A 20274-nucleotide genomic window follows, 5' to 3' on the forward strand; every position below is an offset into this window, starting at 1 on the left:
AGTTATTTCTTTTTTATTGGAGGTAACGGCGGCGGCAATTTCGACTGTGGCGTCTTTGCCGCAGGTGCTAACGGTCGGCCAGCCGGCAAAGGCGGCGGCGCAGCTGTTCGTTTTGGAGGAAGCGGCGGCGGTGCAATGCGGGCCGGTTTATCTTTTAGCTCTTCTATCGCCGGCGTTTTCTTCAATGCAGTTACACTGGAAGAACTTTTGAAAACCAATTGCATCGCACCATCTTGTTGAACCGGCAAAACTCTCTGAACCCTGCTGTAGTCTTTTAAGATGCGCTGATAAAAATAAGGCGTATCTATCTGCTCACTGCCCAGCAACACCACCACATCGTTAGGAGATAATCCACTGAGCCGCAAGAGTCCAGCAATTCCTTCGCCTGCTGAAATGTCTCCTGAGTAATATTGAAGCCGCTCTTCTACCATTTTCATGTTGATCCTGAACCAGTACTTATTTCCGTCCAGCAATTCAGTCTCACCCTGTAAGATCAATGAGGGATTCTTTAGGAGCTGTGCGCAAAAAGGCAACACTGCTCCAACCTCGGCTTCCCTTTTCAGCTCCAGATGAAAATTTTGTTCCGTAATGTAGTCGATGATCATCTCTGCAAGTATGCGTATCCTAGGATCCGCACCCTGCCCAACCACTTTTACACTTCTGGCGGCAGAAAGCTCAGCCGGCAAATAGAGATCCGCATACAACGTATCTTCCACTGCTGAAAGTAAGACGGCCGGCCTTAAATGACCGATAGCCCCGCAAGCGCGAAGATGGACCATCAATATATCTGTATACGATATCACCGAAACCAAACCATAGCCTGCCTCGGTGAACATTTCCGATATCAGGGTGCGTTCCGGCTCATCAAGGTCGGGACCAAAAAGAAACTTGAGCGGAAGCACCGGACGGTGCGCCTCAATGCCATCGTTTTTATACAGAATCGTCGTTAGAAAATGTGACAGGAACTGCTCGATGCCATAATAAAGCAACTGCTTCATCCTCTTTTGATTTCCGTGCAAGATAAAATGCTTTCGCTGATCCTTGATTAACTCAAAATAGTTAGCGAATGCATCCGGATCATGCTGGTAAAAGCGCTCTCTCGCGTAAGCCCCGAACACGAACGCGTTGTTGTGTACATGGAAATATAAAGGGACCTCCGAAGCACCCTTGACCACCAGCGGTTTATAACGCTGGCCGTTGGCCTGATACCAAAACGCAACGGATTGTCGGGAGACCTTTATAACTACGCAATACCCCATCATCAGTTCGCTTGAATACCCTTTAAAAGATGTTTCTCAAAAAACTTCATTCCTTCAAGAATGATTACAGGTGCTACATAATCGAATTTCTTCTGTTCCCGCTGTTTACGGTTACTGGCTGCAATAAATTCCGGTATTGCCTTAATGTAATTTTCGATATTCATATCCTGAAAACCTGCCATAAAATCACCGGGTGTCATCTTCAGTCCAAACATGGAGGAGCTTACCCTATAAAACAGGTCAGCAAAATCCATGAACCGCGGACAGGGTGGCTTACTGCCCTCGACGCGGTGAAGGAAATACCGACCAATGTGCTCCAGCATCTGTGGAGACACGGAGTTCGTCGACGGAAGATATTCAACCCTCCCGTCTGGGCGGACGATACAGAAGTTGTCCTCACCGAGAATTTCGATGGCTTGTTTATTTTTTGGTACAAGGATGTGTGTTTGTCCAGTAGGTATTGCCAGACCCTTGGATACCTCGTACTTGACGTCAGCATTATCTTTCCCACGCTGGGAGTTGATGTCAACTATCTTTAAAGGATTGAGATTGAACGGAACAATCGTCTGACGCGCCACTGCCTCTCCGCCAATCCCCCTAAGGAACATTTGCGTGTAGTAATCCTCAGCGGCCTTATCATTCACCGCGTTAAACCAGTCAAAGATCCTTGCACCTTTACCAGCAAAAGCAATACGAACTTTAGGATTCGTTTGCTTGACCAGAGGTGTTGCATCCTCTGAGCGGACGATTTCTTGACGTAATTTATGGACTAGCTGCCCGGCGTAAAACATGATCAAACCGGTGATATACAAATTTACACTCATCATCTCCCTGCATTCAGCAGCGATCAGCCGGTAAAAAATATCATAATCCGATGCATCTAGTCTATCCACTACCTGCTCGAAGTAATATGGAGCAGTATTGTCTGAGAATTTATTCTCTCCTCTATTTAACCCCTGCACAAAGATCTTTTTCTGCTCACACATTCTTAACAGGACATTTTTAAAGTTTGGGGAAAACCTCGTGGCCTGCGCCAGCCGTTCGGCTGCAAATCTTATTGAATTCTGCTTGATCATTGCCTTACCTCTACCAAGGTCAGAAAGCACAGTAATATCTGTCGTACTGCCGCCTATATCGAAACAAAGCAACAATTCGCCCTGGCTGACCGAGTAGCCGTCTTCGGGACGGAGCATGTAATTCGCTACGGCACAGGCTTCTGATAGCGATTCATTATCACGTAATTGCTCAAAATCGAAACGAAGCGGACCGTTGTCAACCTGTATGTCTACCTCCTCCTCAACGGTTGTAGGAGGTGTGCCCCAACCTGTTTCTGCCGGTGCCGGAGCCCAGTTACTTCCTGGTTCTGTTATCCATCCAGAAGATGATGACGGGGAAGAGGACGTTGTACTCCAACCGGTACTGCTGGGATTCGACTGGTTCCAAATTACTTCTTCACCGGTGTCTCCAATATCAGAAAGGTCAGATGGACGATATATTTTCAACTTTACTGAACTTTTTAATGGATTTATCGCAACAAGCGAATCCCATATAGCCCGGTATTCATTAAGCATATCTTTACCCATGGATGAAGGATAAGACCACTTCAGGGTGTGTGGTTCATGCCCTTCAATAAAAAGCTGAGCATATATATGCAGCAGTAAGGAGCTCAGGTACGCTGTCTTGCAGCTTTTATCAAGTTCCTGAGATGACCATTTCATATTGTAAACGAGTTCCGCGCTGCCTGCTCTCGGATAATTAAGAATATATCGATTTTCGGTTGCGGAATCAATGGGCAGATTCTTTTCAAAACAAGGGAAGCCACCCTTCACCGCCTGAGATAGCAGGGATCCCAGTTGCAGACCACGATCATTGACCACGCGCCGTGTATCATGCAACGTCAGAACAGATTTAATAGAATTGGTCTGAATCTCGTCATTTTGAAAAAAGAAGATTTCATCCTCTACAGCAGGCCGTTCATCATTATTTTTAATGTCAGTGCCCAACAGAGAAACGCGTTTATTACTTAGCCTAAGCTCGCGGCACACCCGATTCTGGGTTTCTGACCAATAAGCTACTGAAGTGTTTGTACTTCCGAAATCCACACCTAAGGCTGCAGAAGAAAGTGTTTTGACCGAACTGAGCATGTTGAGCGGCAGCATCTTACCGCCGGTCAGTCCGGTGTAACGGATGATGCCGAAGCCGCATTCGTTACCAGCATGAGAAAATCTCAAACCTTTAAAAGGCTGGTTACTTTCGTAAATTTCATACTTGTACTTATTATCTGCAACCGCTGTACCTGAAGAGATATGCAAACTGGTCTCCAGTCCCGTACCCTCCGGAGCAACGTTACTACGGCCCTTCGAAGCCAGATAATAAGGCCTTCCACTACCATCCAGTGCTATCCGGAAGTAATCATCACCGGTATTGCCAATAAAAGGAGTGGCCTGAAATGTTGCGTCATTATGCGGAATCTCCGAATAGAGAAAATAACGTCCCCATTGCCTGGAGATAAAATTCGGCCAAATCAGGATATCACGCCCCCTTATGGTGTCCGCGATAATAGGATACACCACCTGTTTGATGATCTCACTTCCTGAATCCGTAATAAGTTTAAGCTGTACGGTCAGTTTTTCACCTTCCTGCTGTGTCGGGTCATACATACCCGATAATCTTGATCTTACATTGGCCGTATCATTCAGGCCAAGCAATGCTTCCAGATTAGCACCGAAAACGTTTAATGCGAGTGGGGTAAGCGGGAGCGCAAAATAAGCATATTTGTCGGCTTGACCTTTCGTCTCTGCGGGCAGGATTAATATCGGTTTATCCCGGAGATAGCCCTTGGTAATGGTGCCAGCCATACCAAAATCGAACTGTGCAATCTCTGTTGAATCCGGTAAAAGGAGATCTTTAGGATCAAAAGCTATACTCACATCAGATGTCGCATCCGCTGAAACTACTCCCTCAGATCCATATAATATGGTCGAATAATTAAAAAGCTTGGCAAAGGGCTCCTGAAACAGGGTACCGGTCTCCGGCGGGGTTTGCAGGTCAAGCTTGTTGAAGTTGCGTGATTGCTGGTATTGGATCATATCCCGGATCCACTCCTCCAGCGCGTTAGCGACATTACTGTAGTCAGGTCGCAGGTGTTCGTCAAGATCAGCATATTGCATACGAAACTGCTCCAGTTGACCTAATATGTACTTTGCATAACCATATAATTTATCAAGTTCCTCCGGCCGGAGGTCTGACCTGAGCGGATCGGTTAGCTTACCATTTTCGACATCGACGAATGGCAGGCGCTCGCCTATCCGATATGACACTGAAGTGAAAAGTAAACTATCAGGGGACGTGCCGCCCAATACTTGCCCCTTATAAGAGATCACATCGATGAACGGTATCTTCTCCGCATTTCCAGCGAGAGACTGATCGCACCAAAGCAGTTTTCGTTCGAAAAGTGCATTTCCAAAAGCACCCTTCGGCTCATAAATATTTTCTGTTTGTGAAATTACAAGGCCGTCGGTGTAACCCAGGTGCACGCGCTGGATGCTGATATCTTTGTAATTCAATGCAAGACAACTGATCAGCCCTTTCCATTCGCTGAGAAGAGATTTATAGAACAGTAATAACCCAGAGGCTTCCTTTTTATCTCTGATCAGCCGAAGCGCGTTATCAAACAGCACGGAACGTGCATATGCGGTCGGCATACCGGATACAACGGAACCGATACTGACTGGTGCGGCCCCTTTCTGGTCCCCCCCGATTTCCGGAATCAGTATGTTTTTTGTAAAGACCTCCATTTGCGGAAGCTTGTCCCATGCGAAAGACACCCCGGGCGGCTCAGTCGCAGGATTCACTTTAATAACCAGTGCTTTGATATGATCAGGCATAAGTAATGTTTTTAATTAAGTTTGAACCCCTGTGAGGCCGATAGAGCGTTGTAAAGATGAGCGAGGAACTTTTCTTTGGTCGTATTGACCTTCTGTAGTTGCTCTGCAGGACCAGAGTCGATCAGTTTGTTAACAAAAGTATTGTAGCGGCTGCTGATCAGCGATTTAGGCCAGTGATGCCGTTCGTCGGAAAAGACAGAACCTACATCAAGCCGGTCAAGCTCGGTCCTGTTGTCGGCAAAAGCCTTGCTATTGAAAATAAAATTTCCGGGCGCTATGGAATTCCGCACCTGGTAAAGCCATCCTCTGACGAAATGGTCTTTATCATAAGTATAGGCAAACAATTTAAAATAATCGTTCAGATCAGCACACTCGGCATCGGTGATGCTAGCATACTGTGTCAACCTCTGTTTGTGCAGCAAATTCAAAAATGCTTTAATTCCCAGGTCGCCCCAGGCACCGCCGTTTGCAGTTAAAGAAATATGTGCAAGCGAGAACATAGCGCCTAATCTGTTAGCAAAGATCTCCGCCGATCTTTCCTGATTTCCGAACAGGTCTTCTGCTGTGAAACTAAACGTATCGTTCCGGAATGGCGCTGATTTATACAAATATTCAGCCTTCTGACCGTCCGGCATATACTGACGTATAAAGAAGTCGTAAGCTGCGCAGGCCGCAATTAATTCCGTTATATGACAGGCATTCTTTTGCTCGGCGCCGCCCGTTATTGTCTTTCCAACGCCTGCCCCTTCGTCAGCATGCCTGCTTTCAACCGGCCAGCCAATGTGATATAGTAACTTATAAGAACGTTGTACAGTCGTATCGCTCTGATAGAACTGCAAAGCTGCCTGGCTGTTCAAAGGAAAGAAAGAAGCATCCGCTATTACGCTGTCTTCTTTCGATCCTTTCTGTTTTTCATCTGGTTTTCGAAAAGTAAAGTATTCTGTTAAAAGCGTAGCGCCAAACTTCGTCTTTGACAGATCAATTGAAGAAGCCCCGTTGGAACGGACTGAAACAAAATCCTTCAGGGCTTTCGGTATAACCGGAATGGCGGATGCCCCTGTGCCACCGAAAACCGAACCGAATACAAATACCCTTGCCGATTCACCGGCCAGCTCCAGTTTTGAAATAAAGTGTTCCAGTTCTCGCTCCTGAGGTAATACATTGGTTCCCTTAAGGATATTCCTTGCCGCCTCAATAATCCCGTGATATATCAGCATGGATCCGAGGTGGGTTTGGGCACGATAGCCATGCGCCAAACTAAATTCTTGAACAGATGCATGGTCAAGGAAAAGGTCCGAAAGCAATTTATTGTCCCGTTGCTGCTCCGGAGAACCGGTACTGAGTTTCACAAGGTCTTTATAGTTTTCTCTTCCCCTGCCAGAATAGTTGGTGAAAAACCGGTAGAGGTTTAGTTTAGCAGAAAAAAAAGTATCCGCGTTAGGCGTGCCGCCCTCCTGCGAATCAGAGGACTTTATCCGGTTATACAATCGGATGAGTTCTTCGACTTTCCCTTTGTTACCGTTGGTCTGGTCGGTATCTAAGGTCAGCACCTCGACTTCACGACTGTCGAGCATCCCGATCGCACACAGGTGTACAAAAGATTCCAGACAACGCATGCCGGTGCCGCCCACTGCTATTACAAATAATTTATCCATCATTTTAGTGATTAAAACCAATGACCGATCTTACCGTTCCTGAATATCCTGCTCAGAATAAATCCAATTAGCAGGTATATTACAAAGCCGCATGCCGTGCCGATACTCAACGCTGTCACGTAGCGCTTAACAACCATTATATTGGCTTCCGGCTTAAAAGCGTAGTAACCCAGCAGGAATATAAGGCCCGGATTTAGAATCGCTAATACCCAAAACCATGTCCGGCGTCTGACCGGATCTTTTGGACGGCTGCCCTTTTCATAGTTGATAGCGTTAGCAATTATTGCACAAAGCAATAGCAAAATCAGCGTGGTTACTCCAGCTAATACATAAGCGGTGATCGATTGCATAATATCGTTATTGAGCGGTTTTGATATAATAAGTGAATATTGTTTTGTTGACCGGGCGGAGGTCATCCAGTGTGTTCCTGACAGATTCATAAAGTGCTGTATTGGCTATGCCGTCAGCATTTATCCATCTAAATTTATCCATAACAGTGTTAGTTGTGTTGACTTTTACCTTGCTGATATTGATCACCACGCGGACCAGGCGGTTCGATCCTGGCGAATTTAATCCCTGAAGATCATCGGCAAGAGATAAGCCTATCTCGGTCTTTGACCTGTCGTCATGGCTTGTGTTCATAAAAAGGGCCTGGTTTAAACCGAATACGCCGTTTATCAGCGGTTGCTCAATCGGCTCATATTTATATTCGGCCTTGATCGTACCATCTGAGTTGTAACAATTTAAGGCGATCTCATCACTTTCATTGTCAGCAATTTTCTGCTCGCCGTCTCCCCCTTTGATAATTCTTGGTTTATGCTTAGATGCCTCCACACATTTTGCATAACGTTCGAAATCGTTTGTAGCATCGTATGCCCTGACGTCAAGTCCCTCGATTTCGTAACTGTCGATATTAGAAAGATCAACAAACAGCTTCCTGAACATGTCTTTGAACTGGCCTGAAGACGAGTACTCTTTTTTTGCCTGCGCAATTGTTTCCCAATCGACGCCAAGGGGATAATACTCAAAAGGATTATTGTTGTTAGCGGCTGAAAAAAAGCTCGGTTGAAGATCAAGCACATTTTGATGCTGCATATCTTTAGCTTTCTCATCGCGGAATATTCCACCTTGACCGGGTTCTGGGTATTCAGTTTTCAGCACATATGGTTCTGCTGATAGATCAAACTTTGCAGGAAGTGCTGAAAGTACCGGACGAAGCTTTGAAATCAGACTTTTCTCAGTAGGACGTCCGTAATTAAATACCGTAAAATAAATGTGCTTATCGATTTTGCCCTCTTTGTAATCTGCAATGAAGAAACTTATCGAATTACCTCTATGTAACCATTTGGAAAATGATATTTTCAAATAAGCAGTAGAGGTAACTTCGGCCCCATTTTGAAATTCCTCAAAGTCTGTGATTAGCAATGCGTCACTTTTGCCATTGACGATCTGCTCCACAGCGACCTGAATTGGTGCTCTCCTGTCGAGATATTGTTTCGGGTCGTTAACGATCTGTCCAAGTTCTGTGCTATTGGCTACAGTAATGGGTGTAACTTCATCCTGCACCAGTTTAAAAACAGAGAATTGCTGTTCCAGCACGATATTAAAACTCTGCGCCATTAACTGTTTGATATTGCCGGCTCCGAAAGCGGTATACATTCCTGCTGAAAAATCAACATACATTGCCGGTGCAGCCTTTTGCGCTTTGCCGCCCCCATTTTTCACGTCGTTAAAATCCGTTAAAACACTGCGGCGATCTTTTCCATAGAGATCAGGAAAAAGCTCAGATTTTCCGCCGCAACTATATGCCGTGGTTGCCAGGGCAACACCAGCCAGAAGTTTGTAAATATGTTTCATGATAATTATTAGGGTCGTTGCCGACGATGAGCCGGTTCAATGCGATGATCTTTTTGTCTCGGAAAATTGAAGAATAAAGAAGTAAAGATGGGCAACACAAAAACCGCTACGGTAAACAGGGATATGAATACATCTGCCTTTTCACTGTTAAGAACGTGGCTCAGGTAGGTTTGCGGATAGAAGTGGCTATAAAGGGATGTTAGAAGTTTTATACCAAGTACGGCGATCACAATAAATGCTACGCTTTCCAAAAAAGGAAATTTCTCGATCAGTCTGACAAAACCCTGTGCGACAAAACGCATAGCAAGTATGCCAATAAAAACGCCGACGCAGATCAGGTAAATATGATTTGTAAAGGCAACTGCGGCAAAGACGTTATCGATGGAAAAAGCCAGGTCCATCACTTCTACCAGCACAACGGTAGCCCAAAAGGCACCCATTTTTCCACGCGTTATCCGGTAGACCCATCTTTCCTGACTGCCTGCTACATCCTCCTTCTGCTCATCAACATCTTTGCCCTTAAAATAGTCAATTGCCAGATAGATGAGGTAAATTCCGCCCAGCGGTTTCAACCACCAAATTTTTACTAGCCAGGCTGCGAGTAATAAACAAATACCTCGCATCACATAGGCGCCCACGATACCGTATTTAAGCGCTCGGCCTCGTTGTTCTTTAGGTAGGTCAATAACCATCGTTGCCAGCACAGCTGCGTTGTCAACAGACAGCAGGCTCTCAATTACGATCAGGTTCATGATGACCAGCAAACCGGCTTTGACATCATTACCCGGTATAGTTTGTAACAGGTCCATTCTGAAAGATTTGTTATTTTACTTATTGCATTCGGGAAGGTTGAGCAAATTATCGGACGTAACCTTATCGGCAACCGTCGTGACATACTTGGTTCCGTTTTGGGATATCCGCGAAACCAGCTTTGCAATATTTCCGAAAGCATCACTTACGTAAGCTATCCCTCCTTTGTTAAGCCAATCATGCATTTCTTCCCTTGAGGTCGTGCCGGTACTATTATTTTCCTCATTAATCCAATTCATAGCGCTTATCGCAATAAAGGGATTCTCATGATTACCGTCATCCTTTTTGATACAAGTGATCTTTATTGACATAATGTTATATTTTTGGTTGCCTAATTTTCCCAATGACAAAGCGTTTTACCATTTACCTTGGCCGTTTCTTCTGTAACTTTGATGATGCGGTAAGTACAATTAGTCAGACCTCGGCATTTTTCCTTGAGATGATAGCGCTTTGCCCCTGGGCTGTCACATACGAATACCGTTTTAGGTTCCGCCAGTCGGGGAAAAACCGATAGTGTTAAAAAAATTATTAATTTCATTTAGCGTGATTCGAATGCGTTGAGCAACCTGTCAGACAACTGATCGGCTTCTACCATTTCTCCATCGGCCAGGATCGCACCTTTGAACAGCAATACTTTATATTTCATAAATTGTGATAAGGTTTAGGTGAACTATGTAACAAAGATAGTTTGGTGAGATAGGCAGTTTATGCGGGAACCCGCACAGCCTAATTTTTTGTAGATTGCAGCGCGTAATGAGAAAACTTTTTGTCAGCGGCTTTCCGCTCGAGATCACTGAAATGGAACTTGCTGTCCTGATCGCACCGCATGGGGATATCAATACCATCAAGATCGTGCGTGATAAAAAAACAGGAAAATGTAAAGGCTATGCTTTCGTGGAAATGGCAACCGCTGAAGGAGCAACCAGGGCTGCCGGAGAACTTGACGGTTTAAATATTAAAGACAGGGAACTGACCGTAAATATCAACCCGGATACGCCTGAACAAAAAGGCGCGCTTGCATCACCGGTGACTAATTCGCAGCCTGTAAAACTGGTGGAAGAGGCTAGGATAAGTTCAAGGATCGTTAAAGCGGAGATCGAAAAGCCAAAAAGGCCGAGAAGGCCTAGATTGTGAAGCTCCGTTTGCTTAGATCAAACCCGCATCCTTGCAGTAGGCGACTAATTGCTCATTGTTCGAAACCTCCAGCAAGGCACGCGCTCTGTTCAAAGCTTTTTCAACGCTGCGCAGGCTTGCGTTAGCCATTTGCTGCGATGCCAGCCAATCCGGCAATTGCTTTTGCAACATCCCTCCTGCCAACTGCCTGATGATCGCACGCTCATAATCTGTCAATGCTACTGCTACCTGCTGTATCGACTGACGGTAACCATCCGGCAGATATCTCCGGTGCTGACCGATCATGGCGATAGCTGACCGAAGATGCTCAGCATCGTGACGTGCCTTTCTCACATAGCCATCGATCTGTAACTCACTGAACAAACGCCCTATCACCGCCGGACGCTGCTCTCCTGAAAAAACCAGCACTTTTAATCCCGGCTGGATCCCTCTTGCGGCCAGAATAAGCTGTTCCCCATTTTTCAGACGCTGAGCCGTACCGTCGTCTTCAAAAGAAAGGTCCGTGATCAGTAAACTGAACGGTGCCTCATCCTTAGCCTTACGGATCATATTCAATGCATCATCACAATAATAAGCATGCACATAAGGCAAACCAAGGTCATCCATGGTCTTGCGTACAGAAATATTAGCAGATTCGTGATCTTCAGCAATGAGGACTTTTTCTATCATAGGAAATAAGGTTACGCCGATGGAAAGGATATATGAATTTGCAACCCACTTTCACGGCTGGTCACAAAATTAATATTACCGCCGATAGCAGACATGCGGTTTTCCGTATGGGTGATGCCATTACCCCGTCGGAAATCGGACATACCAACGCCATTATCGGTGTAGATGATTTCACACTGCTTGCCACTCCGCCGAAAAACAATCGTCACCAGCGTGGCGCGGCTATGTTTGCGCATATTAATCATCAATTCCTGCAGGACAAGCGATAGTTCCTGCTTGACGATGTCAGTTGTGCCTTTCCAGAAATCCGCTGTACAGCCATCAGGCAGCACCTTTGTGGTCTCGGTGCCAAAGGCATTCAGCATGCCCGAAAGGTGCAGTTCAAAGTTTTCAAGCGGTACCGGTTCATCCTCATAACTCAGGTCACGCGCACGCTGGTAGACGATCTCAAGCCGGTCAGCCAACGCAGTGTTAGCGCCCGCAGTCCCATTATCCAGGTCTGACATGATCCGATAAAGGTCATTAGCCAGTACATCGTGCACCCTTTTTGCCGTTCTCAGTTGCTGAGCGCGCAGACGCTCTGCTGCTTCCCGCCTTAACCGCGCTTGACGGCGTCGGACGAAACCGATCACCAGCACTGCAGCGACTGCAATAACCGCCAAGAGGCAGTAAAGAAGAAATTGCTGACGTAGCAAGCGGTACCGCTGATCCGTATTGTCTTTTTGCAACGTCAGATTATCAGCCTTTGCTTTTTCCGTTTCATAACGGATGACAGCAAACCGGCTGCCAGCTGCATTGCGGGCGGCAAGCAAACTGTCCTGCAAGGAAGCATACCGTTCGAAGTAACGACCCGCCGCCGTTGCCGGCCCAAACCTGGCAAGTTTTTGTAACCCTTCAAGTTGGTCGTCGGGACTCTTCAGCTGCCGAGCGGTTGAATACATCAGATCCGCATATTTAAAAGCTGAATCACTATTAATCCGGCCGTAAAAATCTGCAATATGTGCATAGCTGGCATTCACTCCCCAAACATCGCCTATTTTCTGTCGCAACCGCAATGCGGTAAAATATCCTGGTAATGCATCATACGCCGGATTGATCTTCCATCTGACCCAATGGTAATTGTCCAGTGATCGTGCGTATTTTTCAGTATCCGCTCTCAGCAATTTATCTGTCAGTAAATTTTTGAATAACCCAAAAGCCTTGGAGTACCGGCCAAGTTCCGTATAAGTGACTCCAAGATTATTGGCATAAACAAGATGGTTAATGCTATCGGTTTTCATGGACATCGCACGTTCGTACCAATCAGCCGCACCTTCGAAGTCCTTTAATTTATATTTATTGATGGCGATAGCATTGTAAACTGAGGGAAGGTAAGAATCGTTTGTAGAAAAATAATGCAATGATCTGATTGCCATTTCATCACTTCCGTAATAATCACCCTGATCGCTTTGGATGATGGCCATGCTGACGAATATCCCACCTAATTGCGCGCTATCCTTCGTTTCGGCAGCGGCCTTGGCGTAGTAATGATAAGCACTGTCCTGCTTGTGCTGCTGATAAAAAGCCCAGGCTTTCGTATAAGCGGAACTGCCGGTGCCAGGTGAAACCTTTACACTCTTTTCGCTGCAACCGCTCATTAAAGCAGCAAAAAGATATAGTAGATTTTGCGCAATTGTTCTTTTGGTCAGGTTCACCCCACTAAACTAAAACATCCTGCTGTATAAAACAACAGGGCAGAATCTCTTCTGCCCTGTTTCTATTTAACCATGTGGTGGCGGTGGCGGAGGTGGCGGGGTTTGTCCGGTTTGTCCACCGGTATCTTGTGTTGTAACGCCCCCATTAGATCCGGGCGCAGGTGTTCCAAGCGCTAAACAAAGCGCGATGATCAATTCTATCATGTTCGAAAAAATTAAAGGTTAATCAATGGCGGTCGGTTGCCGGACTATCCGGCAAGCAGCCGCAAACCCTGCGGGAGCACGTCCCCCGCAGCTTTTTCGGGAAATGGAACTTTTCCTGCAATGTCAGCTGACCGTTTCCCGAACCGGGTCGCAGCCATCACAGGCATCGTTCCTATTGAGATCATCTTGTGCACAAGTCCCCGCCGGCCGACGTGGATCTTTTGATTTCGAAAACAAAGGTATGGTCATTAAACTGCTCATTACAAGCGGATTCCGCCGTATTCCGCACCTGGCTTACAAGACACTTGCGGATTCCCGCATAATCCTGTAAATTCATCGTATGACCTTTACACAATGACGACGGAAGAGAAAACCGAACTCTTAGCAGAGTATCACCGAAGAAAATCAGCCGGAAAGCTTCCGGCAAATCTTCATTCCCCTGTTCCATCCCGAATCAGAGATGAATGTCTAAAGCAATATAAAGCCGGCATACGGCCGGATGGATCAGCTGTACTTGAGGGCTATTTCAAAAGGAATCACAAAGGGGATTTTCATTCCGGGGTATTGGACATGGACCGCGACCGTTTCAAGTCGACCGCTGACTTGCTTAGAGGAAGAGATTTTGAGCCGGAAGAAAAAAATTATGAATTGCTCGCATGGCTGCTGGGACCGGAAAGGTTACCGGTGAGCGGTCCTATCATATTCCCAACAAACGAACGTAGTACGTTTAAGAATTTAAGGTTGAGACTCAAAAACAATAAAAGTGCATTCTTAATGGCGACGATCGCTTTATGCGTCATCACGGGGGCAGGAATAATTATCAAAAACATGCGGTCTTGCATGCTGTGGAATGGGAAAGAGTATCAAGTCGTTTCATGCAACGTTCCCAGCCCGGGTAACACAATATATGCGAGCGATCAACGCAAGATTGAAAAATTTAAAAAAGTAATGAGACTGGATACTGTTACGGAAGCTTCAATAGGGAAGTTATGGTATTTCAAGATCAACAAGCACCTGGAACTTTTTACAGATAGTGGTATGCACCCTTTATGGAGAAACCGCAGGCTTAAACCTTTAACGCACTACATGCTGCTTAAATATCTCACGCAGGATACGACGACGATTAAATCTGTTACCACGGCTGTAGTCACTGCGGATTAAACCCTTTTAACTTGCCTTTGAGTGCATCGTTTTCGCTTCAAACAAAAGAAGTCTATGTTAATGATTACGGATTATTTTTGCTAAAGCCTTAAGGTTAGCGATTAAAGTAAAGGGATCATTAACGTATGGTGATCTGTTAAAAAGGGCTTTCATCAGCTTTTATCGTTAGCTTGATGCCTGAGTTTATCGAATTTTCTTTTATACAGGTTCATCATAAACAATGTTCAATTCAATGAGCATGAATCGAAAATTAAAGCGTGATAAAGAAAATTGATACATGATTGTAATTAAAATGGCAAATTTGGCAGCTGCATATTCCCACTTTAAGAAGCTGGCCATTTCTTTCTTAAACAAAAACCGCTAAGAAAACTTAACGGCGCAATCTCACATTTTGACACCCTAACCGACGTAATTACCTTACCTAGCGAGTCAATTGATGATTTTTCAGGTTAAGATGTCGCTCATATTTTTGAAAAATATTCTAAAAATAGTACCAACATCCGGTTTACTCTCCACGACAATATCTCCACCCTGGGATTCGATTTGACTTTTGACCAAAAATAAACCAATGCCGTGCGCTTTCGGGTTATCTGTAAACGTTTGGTATAACCCAAATATCTTATCGCCATGCGCTTCAAGATCAATGCCTATGCCGTTATCCTGGAACTCCAAAATAGTGCAATCGCAACCCTCATCTTGGTAGGTACTGATAAAGAGCTTAGGATATTCGTCTACCTTCTTATACTTTATCGAGTTACTGATCAGATTGCTGAGAATACTATTAAGATAGACCTTAGGAAAATTGATGGCCGGTACAACAAAATCTGTTTGTATGTCCGCTTCACTTTGTCTTAAGTCAATATCCATCAAAGCGGTTACATTGTCGAGTGCATCACTAAAATTTACCTGCTCAGATGCGATCAGATCTTCTTTAACATGTATAATGTCCGACAGCCTGTCAATTGTAAACCGTAGATTTTCGGAGACCTGAGCAATCTTATCAACTAACTGTGCATTGCCGGCATCAAGCGATTCCTTGCTCATCATGCCTGTGAGCATGCAAATGTTATTGACATGATTCCGTAAGTCATGTGTTAAAAGCTGATTGAACGTGTTAAGTTGTCGATGTTTTTGCTTCAGTAGATCAAATGCGATTTCCTTTGTGCGGTATTTATCAATGTCCATTAAGAAACCTTCGACTTTTAGAATAATGCCGTTTTCGACAACAGCACCTCCGTAAGAACGTACCCATATATTGTTGTTACTGGCTGTCATCATTTCCAGTTCAAGATCCCATGAAGTCCCGGATTGACACGCGTTTGCGATCGCCTTTCCCAGCATCGCTTTGTATGGCTCCTCAAATGAGCTTAGCGAAAAGATATTACTGGGTTTTGCATAATAGGGCAAGTCCAAAATGTCAAAGATCGCTTCCGACCAGGTATATTTACTGTTTGTTACATCGTACTCCCATTTACCAATACGCGGCAAAGGGCTACTGTGGACTTTTGATGCTGAAGACTTCGATTGCGTCAATATCTTTTCAATTTGCATTAAGATTTATAATATTATGGTTTGAAGCACTTCATGAGCGCTTTATGAAATTTCATTTGGCTTTAAAATGAGTAATACGCAAATGCTTTTTCAGCATTACACATCTTTCTACTGCTAAGCACCGAGTTCAAGCTGATTCTTGATCAGATCAAAATATCGTCCCCGGCTAGTTGTTAGCGACTCGTGCGTTCCGATTTCGACTATCTGCCCTTTATCCAAAACGATAATCTGGTCTGCATTTTTTACGGTGCTTAATCGATGTGCGATCACGACAACGGTCTTGCCGATAAAGAAAGTGTCCAGTTTGCTCATGATCTCTGTTTCGTTATTGGCATCCAGGCTACTTGTTGCTTCGTCAAAAAACAAATAATTGGAATTTTTATAAACTGCTCTGGCGATGAATAACCGTTGCTTTTGTCCACCACTTAGATTTGACCCGTTATTGCCCACCTTCGTTTTATACTTCAGCGGCATTTCGTCAACAAATTCATCCAGGTTGCTGGTATACACTGCTTTTTGGAACCTATCCTGATCGACTTCTTCGTCGTTCATCGTAATATTCCTGCTCACGGTGTCATTAAAGATATAGCCATCCTGCATCACTGTGCTATAATTACTGCGCCACAGACCCGGCGAGATTTCGGTGCTGTCACGGTCGCCGATCTTTAGCTTTCCTTCTGTTGGCTGATAAAATCCGATCAGTATTTTCAGTAATGTGGTTTTTCCGCTACCACTGGCACCTACGATAGCAGTTACTTTTCCCTTTGGTATGACAATATCCAGATTTTTTAATGTATAGGGCGATCTCGGACCTTGATATTGAAAGCTTAAGCCAGATAAGACCAGGTCTTCATGAATGTATTCGGGTGTTGCCGGATCGAAATTACCGGAAGCTTCCTCCTCCTTTTTATAATGAACCTCATTCAACCTGCTAAAACTTAATTTTGCAGTTTGTGCGGATTTAAAGAATTGCACTAACTGCTGAAAAGGCCCGTTTGTCTGGCCGATGATGAATGAAATGCTAAGCATCACACCAAGAGAGATTTCATGGCTTACCACCAACATCGCTGCGATGTAGGAAAGAGACAAATTTTTAAATTGGGTCAGAAATATAAAACCGGATTGTTGCATCTGTTCAAGTTTAAGACTCTTCATTCCCAACTTATACTGCCTGATTTGTAGATGCTCCCATTCCCAACGTTTCGTTAACTCTGCATTATACAATTTGACCTCGGTCATACCTAAAATCATTTCGATAAGCTTTTCCTGAGTATTTTTCTCCTGGCTAAACCTCACATAATCAAGTTGCTCCCGTTTTTTCTGGAAAAGAAATATCCAGGTTACAGCTACCGCAGAAAATATAAGAAAGGTCGCCCACAGAGAAAATTTGAACGTAAGCAGTATTGTTGAAAAGATCAAGATCTGTAACACCGAGAACAGGGTTGTAACCACATCCGATGTCAGAAAGGTCTCAATTTTATGGTGATCATTAATCCGTGTGGTCAGATCACCAATCGATTTACTGTCAAAAAACTTAATTGGCAGTTTCATGATCTTTTTGAGAAAATCAGAAATAATATTTAGACTGATCTTGGCATTCATGTGCAATAAAAGCCAGCTTCGGCAAATATCGAGAATGCTGCTGCTGATATATAGAATAAGTTGTGAAAGAATAAATAAGATGATCAGGGAATGGTTCTTGCCAACAACTCCTTTGTCTATCAACCCTTTGGTCATATAAGGTAGACAAGCTGTGATTCCAACGGAAAATGCAAGTATTGTCAATAACCTTATGAAAGACTTTCTGAAAGGACGAAGATGTTTCAATAAGTACCGCCATTCACTTTCTCTGGTATACTCGTTCGTGTTAGCGTAAAATGCAGACGTGGGCTCCAACAAAAGGGCTATACCTTGCCCGACATTGTTCGTATTCCAGCGATTTAAGAATTCATCTTCATGCAGTGTGACAAGGCCATGATCAGGATCTCCGATCACAAACTTCAGACCTACCTTACCTCTCAGAAAACCCTTTTTGATCTTATATAATACAACGAAATGATTTTGGTTCCAATGTAATATCGCGGGAAGCGGACAGTCCTCCTGCAGGGTTTTTAAATTGACCTTGAGCATCAGGTTTCTTAAACCGATCTTCTCTGCTCCCTGACTGATGCCAAGTAAACTAACACCTTCCCTTGTGATGAAACATTGTTCTCTTAAATAATCAAGACTTAAGAGCTTCCCGTAAAACTCTGAGACCATTTGCAAACAAGTGGGGCCGCAGTCAAACGCATCAAGCTGCCTTCTGAATGGAAACTTCATAATCATCTATACCTTCTAATACATTGTATCCTTAAAAACAGGTCATAAACGCTGTCCTATCTTACTTACTCCAACACCGGAATTAACCGGTAATTTATGCGACGTTACTAACGATCATGCGTAGTTCAGCATACTTTATGACGTAGCTTCTGCCGCCAAACGTTTCTCATCACTTTTCTTTTTTATGAAGTAATCCAGCAAAAGCTTGTCTTTGTAGTTCGATTTAAATGGAGGACAGGCAGGCGTACCTTCTATCCATGATTTTGGGCAGCCGCCGCCGCAGATTGGTAAGTGTGTACAGGTCTTGCACCATGTGGCTCCCGATTCCAGGATTTCATTCCAGTTCCGAAGGGTTGCATTGGTGTTATAGGTTTCTTTGGGAAAGAACAGATTGCCGATCAAACTATCGCCCGAACCATAGGTCTCAGAGTAAGGGAATTCCCAGCACGCATAAATATTACCGAAAGCATCGTAAACCTCTGAGTCTTGCTTCTCAGCCATGCAAACAGAATATTGACGCTTTGGCATTACACTGATAAAAATATCATTCTCATAACATTTCAGTAGCCATTCGATTTCCTTATCAGCGAAAAAGTTTTTGGGCAGGCTGTCTTTCCCGGCGTCATTACCTCCAAAGTCGACTATTGTTGCGAAGTACATGCTTACCTTCCTTTGTAACCCATTGTCCTTTACATAATCGATCAGCGGATCAACGTATTGATAATTAGTCTTGTCAATATTCACCCTGATATTAATCTGCGCCCGCTGCTCACGGTATATCGACATCGAGGTGACATCTTTGATGTTTTTCATGATGATATCAAAGGTGGCCTCCCCGGTCTTGGTAATCCTGCGCTGATCGTGTGATTCTGCTGTACCATCGATGGTGATCTGGAAGGTTTTTACTTTGCAAACCTCGACCAGTTCTGTAAAAAGTTTTGGTTTCAGGCTTAGCCCGTTGGTAACCATGTCACTGATATAGGTCATGCCTCTTTCATTTGCAAGTGCTATAAATTTCTCAGAAGCTTTTTTGATAGAAGAATAGCCAGTAAGGGGCTCTCCACCATACCAAGTTATTGCCAGGCCATCATAATGTTTTTGAGATAGCAGGTAAACGATCCGCTCGTAATATTTATCAATTACAGCGTCACTAGCATAATGCTTGGAATGCGTTTGCCCGCAGTAATGACAACCCAACTGGCAGTTTGCCGAAGGCTGAATCGTCATGGAAAGAAAGTTACCTTGCTCCTTGGCTGTCTTATTTTGAGAGATTACATGCGCAAATTCGTCTTGTTCAACAGGTACCAGAAATTCCTTCTGTTTTAAGGTTTCAAAAAGCTCACTGTCAATTCCATCATAATTCCCAACTGCAAGATTACCAAGCAACGAGTTATCCACTAGGATGGAAGTGGCGGTCCTGGTTGAAAATATGATCTGTTTGTTATAAAGACCAACCTCATCAAGGGGGTCGGTAGATAGAATGTATTTTGATAGTTTCATAATTTGGGTGAATTAGGGACATAAAAGCTGATCGCCCTTATGCCCCGTTAAGGATTAAATTGATTAGGATGCTGAAACCGGATCAAAAGTTCCGCATGTCACCAAATTCGGACAGTCGCCGGTGTATTCCAGGCATTTTTCCAATTTTTGACAAGTGCTCACACCTCCCGAAAAATCCATGGCTTTTTCGTCATGAATAATTTCAAACTGATCACCAGTATTCAAATTACTGTTCTCTACCAGTGATTTAAGCGATTTTTTTAGCATGGTCGTATAATTTTGTAGTTAGACATCAGGGAAAGTTTTTCGATATTACCCTATCTTGATCGGCGCATTAGGCGATACCGCTGCCGTAGTTAAAGGTTCCGCAAGATGTCAGATTTGGACAATCGCCATAATATTCGACGCATGTTTCCAATTTCTGACATGTTGCTGTACCACCCGATACATCCTGTGCGTTTGGATCACTAATGACCTCGAAACTGCTTCCGGAAGTGTCTCCGGAACGTTCCAGCAATGATTTTAAGTTTTTCTTTAACATTGTTTTAAAAATGATAGTTAAGGGATCAGAGAA

At 44.3% G+C, this 20274-nt stretch carries 18 protein-coding genes; 3 read left to right on the plus strand and 15 right to left on the minus strand.

Annotated features, from left to right (window positions below; translation table 11 throughout):
* Nucleotides 1-2: 2 nt before the first annotated feature.
* Genes FPZ42_RS07070 through FPZ42_RS07100 form a run of 7 tightly spaced genes read right to left on the minus strand, consistent with a single transcriptional unit; the run spans nucleotide 3 to nucleotide 9779 of the window.
* On the minus strand, nucleotides 3-1262 hold the full coding sequence (locus FPZ42_RS07070; RefSeq protein ID WP_146269797.1) for a hypothetical protein: 1260 nt from the start codon (nucleotides 1260-1262) through the stop codon (nucleotides 3-5).
* Nucleotides 1262-5146 carry a hypothetical protein gene (locus tag FPZ42_RS07075; RefSeq protein WP_146269798.1) on the minus strand — a complete coding sequence of 1295 codons (3885 nt, stop codon included), beginning with the start codon at nucleotides 5144-5146 and terminating at the stop codon, nucleotides 1262-1264. Before FPZ42_RS07075 ends, FPZ42_RS07070 begins: the two co-directional genes overlap by 1 nt.
* Nucleotides 5147-5157: 11 nt before the next feature.
* The gene (locus FPZ42_RS07080; protein ID WP_146269799.1) at nucleotides 5158-6804 is read right to left on the minus strand and encodes a hypothetical protein; all 1647 of its coding nucleotides are present in this window, start codon (nucleotides 6802-6804) and stop codon (nucleotides 5158-5160) included.
* 8 nt (nucleotides 6805-6812) lie between these two features.
* Complete coding sequence (locus FPZ42_RS07085) at nucleotides 6813-7151, minus strand: hypothetical protein (RefSeq protein ID WP_146269800.1); 339 nt, start codon at nucleotides 7149-7151, stop codon at nucleotides 6813-6815.
* 7 nt (nucleotides 7152-7158) lie between these two features.
* On the minus strand, nucleotides 7159-8658 hold the full coding sequence (locus FPZ42_RS07090; protein WP_146269801.1) for a hypothetical protein: 1500 nt from the start codon (nucleotides 8656-8658) through the stop codon (nucleotides 7159-7161).
* A gap of 8 nt (nucleotides 8659-8666) precedes the next feature.
* Complete coding sequence (locus FPZ42_RS07095; protein ID WP_146269802.1) at nucleotides 8667-9467, minus strand: TerC family protein; 801 nt, start codon at nucleotides 9465-9467, stop codon at nucleotides 8667-8669.
* Nucleotides 9468-9485: 18 nt separating this feature from the next.
* Nucleotides 9486-9779 (minus strand): DUF3892 domain-containing protein, encoded by a 294-nt coding sequence (locus FPZ42_RS07100; protein ID WP_146269803.1) that lies wholly within the window; start codon nucleotides 9777-9779, stop codon nucleotides 9486-9488.
* A 32-nt stretch (nucleotides 9780-9811) separates the two neighbouring features.
* Between FPZ42_RS07100 and FPZ42_RS19155 the strand changes: the two genes are divergently transcribed.
* Both FPZ42_RS19155 and FPZ42_RS07110 read left to right on the plus strand, forming a co-directional pair.
* A complete protein-coding gene (locus tag FPZ42_RS19155) occupies nucleotides 9812-9982 on the plus strand; it encodes a hypothetical protein (protein ID WP_186458708.1) in 171 nt (56 codons plus the stop codon).
* 239 nt (nucleotides 9983-10221) lie between these two features.
* A complete protein-coding gene (locus FPZ42_RS07110; RefSeq protein WP_146269805.1) occupies nucleotides 10222-10602 on the plus strand; it encodes an RNA recognition motif domain-containing protein in 381 nt (126 codons plus the stop codon).
* A 12-nt stretch (nucleotides 10603-10614) separates the two neighbouring features.
* Here the strand turns inward: FPZ42_RS07110 and FPZ42_RS07115 are convergent, their stop codons facing one another.
* The 3 genes from FPZ42_RS07115 to FPZ42_RS19160 form a co-directional block, all read right to left on the minus strand.
* Nucleotides 10615-11271 carry a response regulator transcription factor gene (locus FPZ42_RS07115; RefSeq protein ID WP_146269806.1) on the minus strand — a complete coding sequence of 219 codons (657 nt, stop codon included), beginning with the start codon at nucleotides 11269-11271 and terminating at the stop codon, nucleotides 10615-10617.
* Nucleotides 11272-11282: 11 nt separating this feature from the next.
* Nucleotides 11283-12965 carry a tetratricopeptide repeat-containing sensor histidine kinase gene (locus FPZ42_RS07120; protein ID WP_146269807.1) on the minus strand — a complete coding sequence of 561 codons (1683 nt, stop codon included), beginning with the start codon at nucleotides 12963-12965 and terminating at the stop codon, nucleotides 11283-11285.
* A 66-nt stretch (nucleotides 12966-13031) separates the two neighbouring features.
* The gene (locus FPZ42_RS19160; protein WP_186458709.1) at nucleotides 13032-13169 is read right to left on the minus strand and encodes a hypothetical protein; all 138 of its coding nucleotides are present in this window, start codon (nucleotides 13167-13169) and stop codon (nucleotides 13032-13034) included.
* Between the two features lie 354 nt (nucleotides 13170-13523).
* On the opposite strand from FPZ42_RS19160, the gene FPZ42_RS07125 reads away from it, so the two are divergent.
* A complete protein-coding gene (locus FPZ42_RS07125; RefSeq protein ID WP_146269808.1) occupies nucleotides 13524-14330 on the plus strand; it encodes a hypothetical protein in 807 nt (268 codons plus the stop codon).
* Between the two features lie 444 nt (nucleotides 14331-14774).
* On the opposite strand, the gene FPZ42_RS07130 is transcribed toward FPZ42_RS07125, so the two are convergent.
* The 5 genes from FPZ42_RS07130 to FPZ42_RS07150 form a co-directional block, all read right to left on the minus strand.
* A complete protein-coding gene (locus FPZ42_RS07130; protein ID WP_146269809.1) occupies nucleotides 14775-15881 on the minus strand; it encodes a sensor histidine kinase in 1107 nt (368 codons plus the stop codon).
* Between the two features lie 114 nt (nucleotides 15882-15995).
* On the minus strand, nucleotides 15996-18200 hold the full coding sequence (locus FPZ42_RS07135; protein WP_261382247.1) for a peptidase domain-containing ABC transporter: 2205 nt from the start codon (nucleotides 18198-18200) through the stop codon (nucleotides 15996-15998).
* 135 nt (nucleotides 18201-18335) lie between these two features.
* Nucleotides 18336-19700, minus strand: coding sequence for a radical SAM/SPASM domain-containing protein (locus FPZ42_RS07140; protein WP_146269811.1), 1365 nt, complete (start codon nucleotides 19698-19700; stop codon nucleotides 18336-18338).
* Nucleotides 19701-19763: 63 nt separating this feature from the next.
* Nucleotides 19764-19967: a hypothetical protein gene (locus FPZ42_RS07145; RefSeq protein WP_146269812.1), complete on the minus strand. Its 204-nt coding sequence runs from the start codon at nucleotides 19965-19967 to the stop codon at nucleotides 19764-19766.
* A 67-nt stretch (nucleotides 19968-20034) separates the two neighbouring features.
* Nucleotides 20035-20241 carry a hypothetical protein gene (locus FPZ42_RS07150; RefSeq protein WP_146269814.1) on the minus strand — a complete coding sequence of 69 codons (207 nt, stop codon included), beginning with the start codon at nucleotides 20239-20241 and terminating at the stop codon, nucleotides 20035-20037.
* Nucleotides 20242-20274 lie beyond the last annotated feature (33 nt).

The sequence above is a fragment of the Mucilaginibacter achroorhodeus genome (assembly GCF_007846095.1).
Lineage (GTDB): Bacteria > Bacteroidota > Bacteroidia > Sphingobacteriales > Sphingobacteriaceae > Mucilaginibacter > Mucilaginibacter achroorhodeus.

Bases quoted from the DNA above. Each gene is read 5' to 3' on its own strand.
- FPZ42_RS07125 (WP_146269808.1), top strand. From the start codon at position 13,524: ATGACGACGGAAGAGAAAACCGAACTCTTAGCAGAGTATCACCGAAGA.
- FPZ42_RS07115 (WP_146269806.1), bottom strand. From the start codon at position 11,271: ATGATAGAAAAAGTCCTCATTGCTGAAGATCACGAATCTGCTAATATT.
- FPZ42_RS07100 (WP_146269803.1), bottom strand. From the start codon at position 9,779: ATGTCAATAAAGATCACTTGTATCAAAAAGGATGACGGTAATCATGAG.
- FPZ42_RS07145 (WP_146269812.1), bottom strand. From the start codon at position 19,967: ATGCTAAAAAAATCGCTTAAATCACTGGTAGAGAACAGTAATTTGAAT.
- FPZ42_RS07110 (WP_146269805.1), top strand. From the start codon at position 10,222: ATGAGAAAACTTTTTGTCAGCGGCTTTCCGCTCGAGATCACTGAAATG.
- FPZ42_RS07085 (WP_146269800.1), bottom strand. From the start codon at position 7,151: ATGCAATCGATCACCGCTTATGTATTAGCTGGAGTAACCACGCTGATT.
- FPZ42_RS07150 (WP_146269814.1), bottom strand. From the start codon at position 20,241: ATGTTAAAGAAAAACTTAAAATCATTGCTGGAACGTTCCGGAGACACT.
- FPZ42_RS07075 (WP_146269798.1), bottom strand. From the start codon at position 5,146: ATGCCTGATCATATCAAAGCACTGGTTATTAAAGTGAATCCTGCGACT.
- FPZ42_RS07080 (WP_146269799.1), bottom strand. From the start codon at position 6,804: ATGATGGATAAATTATTTGTAATAGCAGTGGGCGGCACCGGCATGCGT.
- FPZ42_RS07140 (WP_146269811.1), bottom strand. From the start codon at position 19,700: ATGAAACTATCAAAATACATTCTATCTACCGACCCCCTTGATGAGGTT.
- FPZ42_RS07135 (WP_261382247.1), bottom strand. From the start codon at position 18,200: ATGAAGTTTCCATTCAGAAGGCAGCTTGATGCGTTTGACTGCGGCCCC.
- FPZ42_RS19160 (WP_186458709.1), bottom strand. From the start codon at position 13,169: ATGATAGAATTGATCATCGCGCTTTGTTTAGCGCTTGGAACACCTGCG.
- FPZ42_RS07090 (WP_146269801.1), bottom strand. From the start codon at position 8,658: ATGAAACATATTTACAAACTTCTGGCTGGTGTTGCCCTGGCAACCACG.
- FPZ42_RS07130 (WP_146269809.1), bottom strand. From the start codon at position 15,881: ATGCAAATTGAAAAGATATTGACGCAATCGAAGTCTTCAGCATCAAAA.
- FPZ42_RS07095 (WP_146269802.1), bottom strand. From the start codon at position 9,467: ATGGACCTGTTACAAACTATACCGGGTAATGATGTCAAAGCCGGTTTG.
- FPZ42_RS19155 (WP_186458708.1), top strand. From the start codon at position 9,812: ATGACAAAGCGTTTTACCATTTACCTTGGCCGTTTCTTCTGTAACTTT.
- FPZ42_RS07070 (WP_146269797.1), bottom strand. From the start codon at position 1,262: ATGATGGGGTATTGCGTAGTTATAAAGGTCTCCCGACAATCCGTTGCG.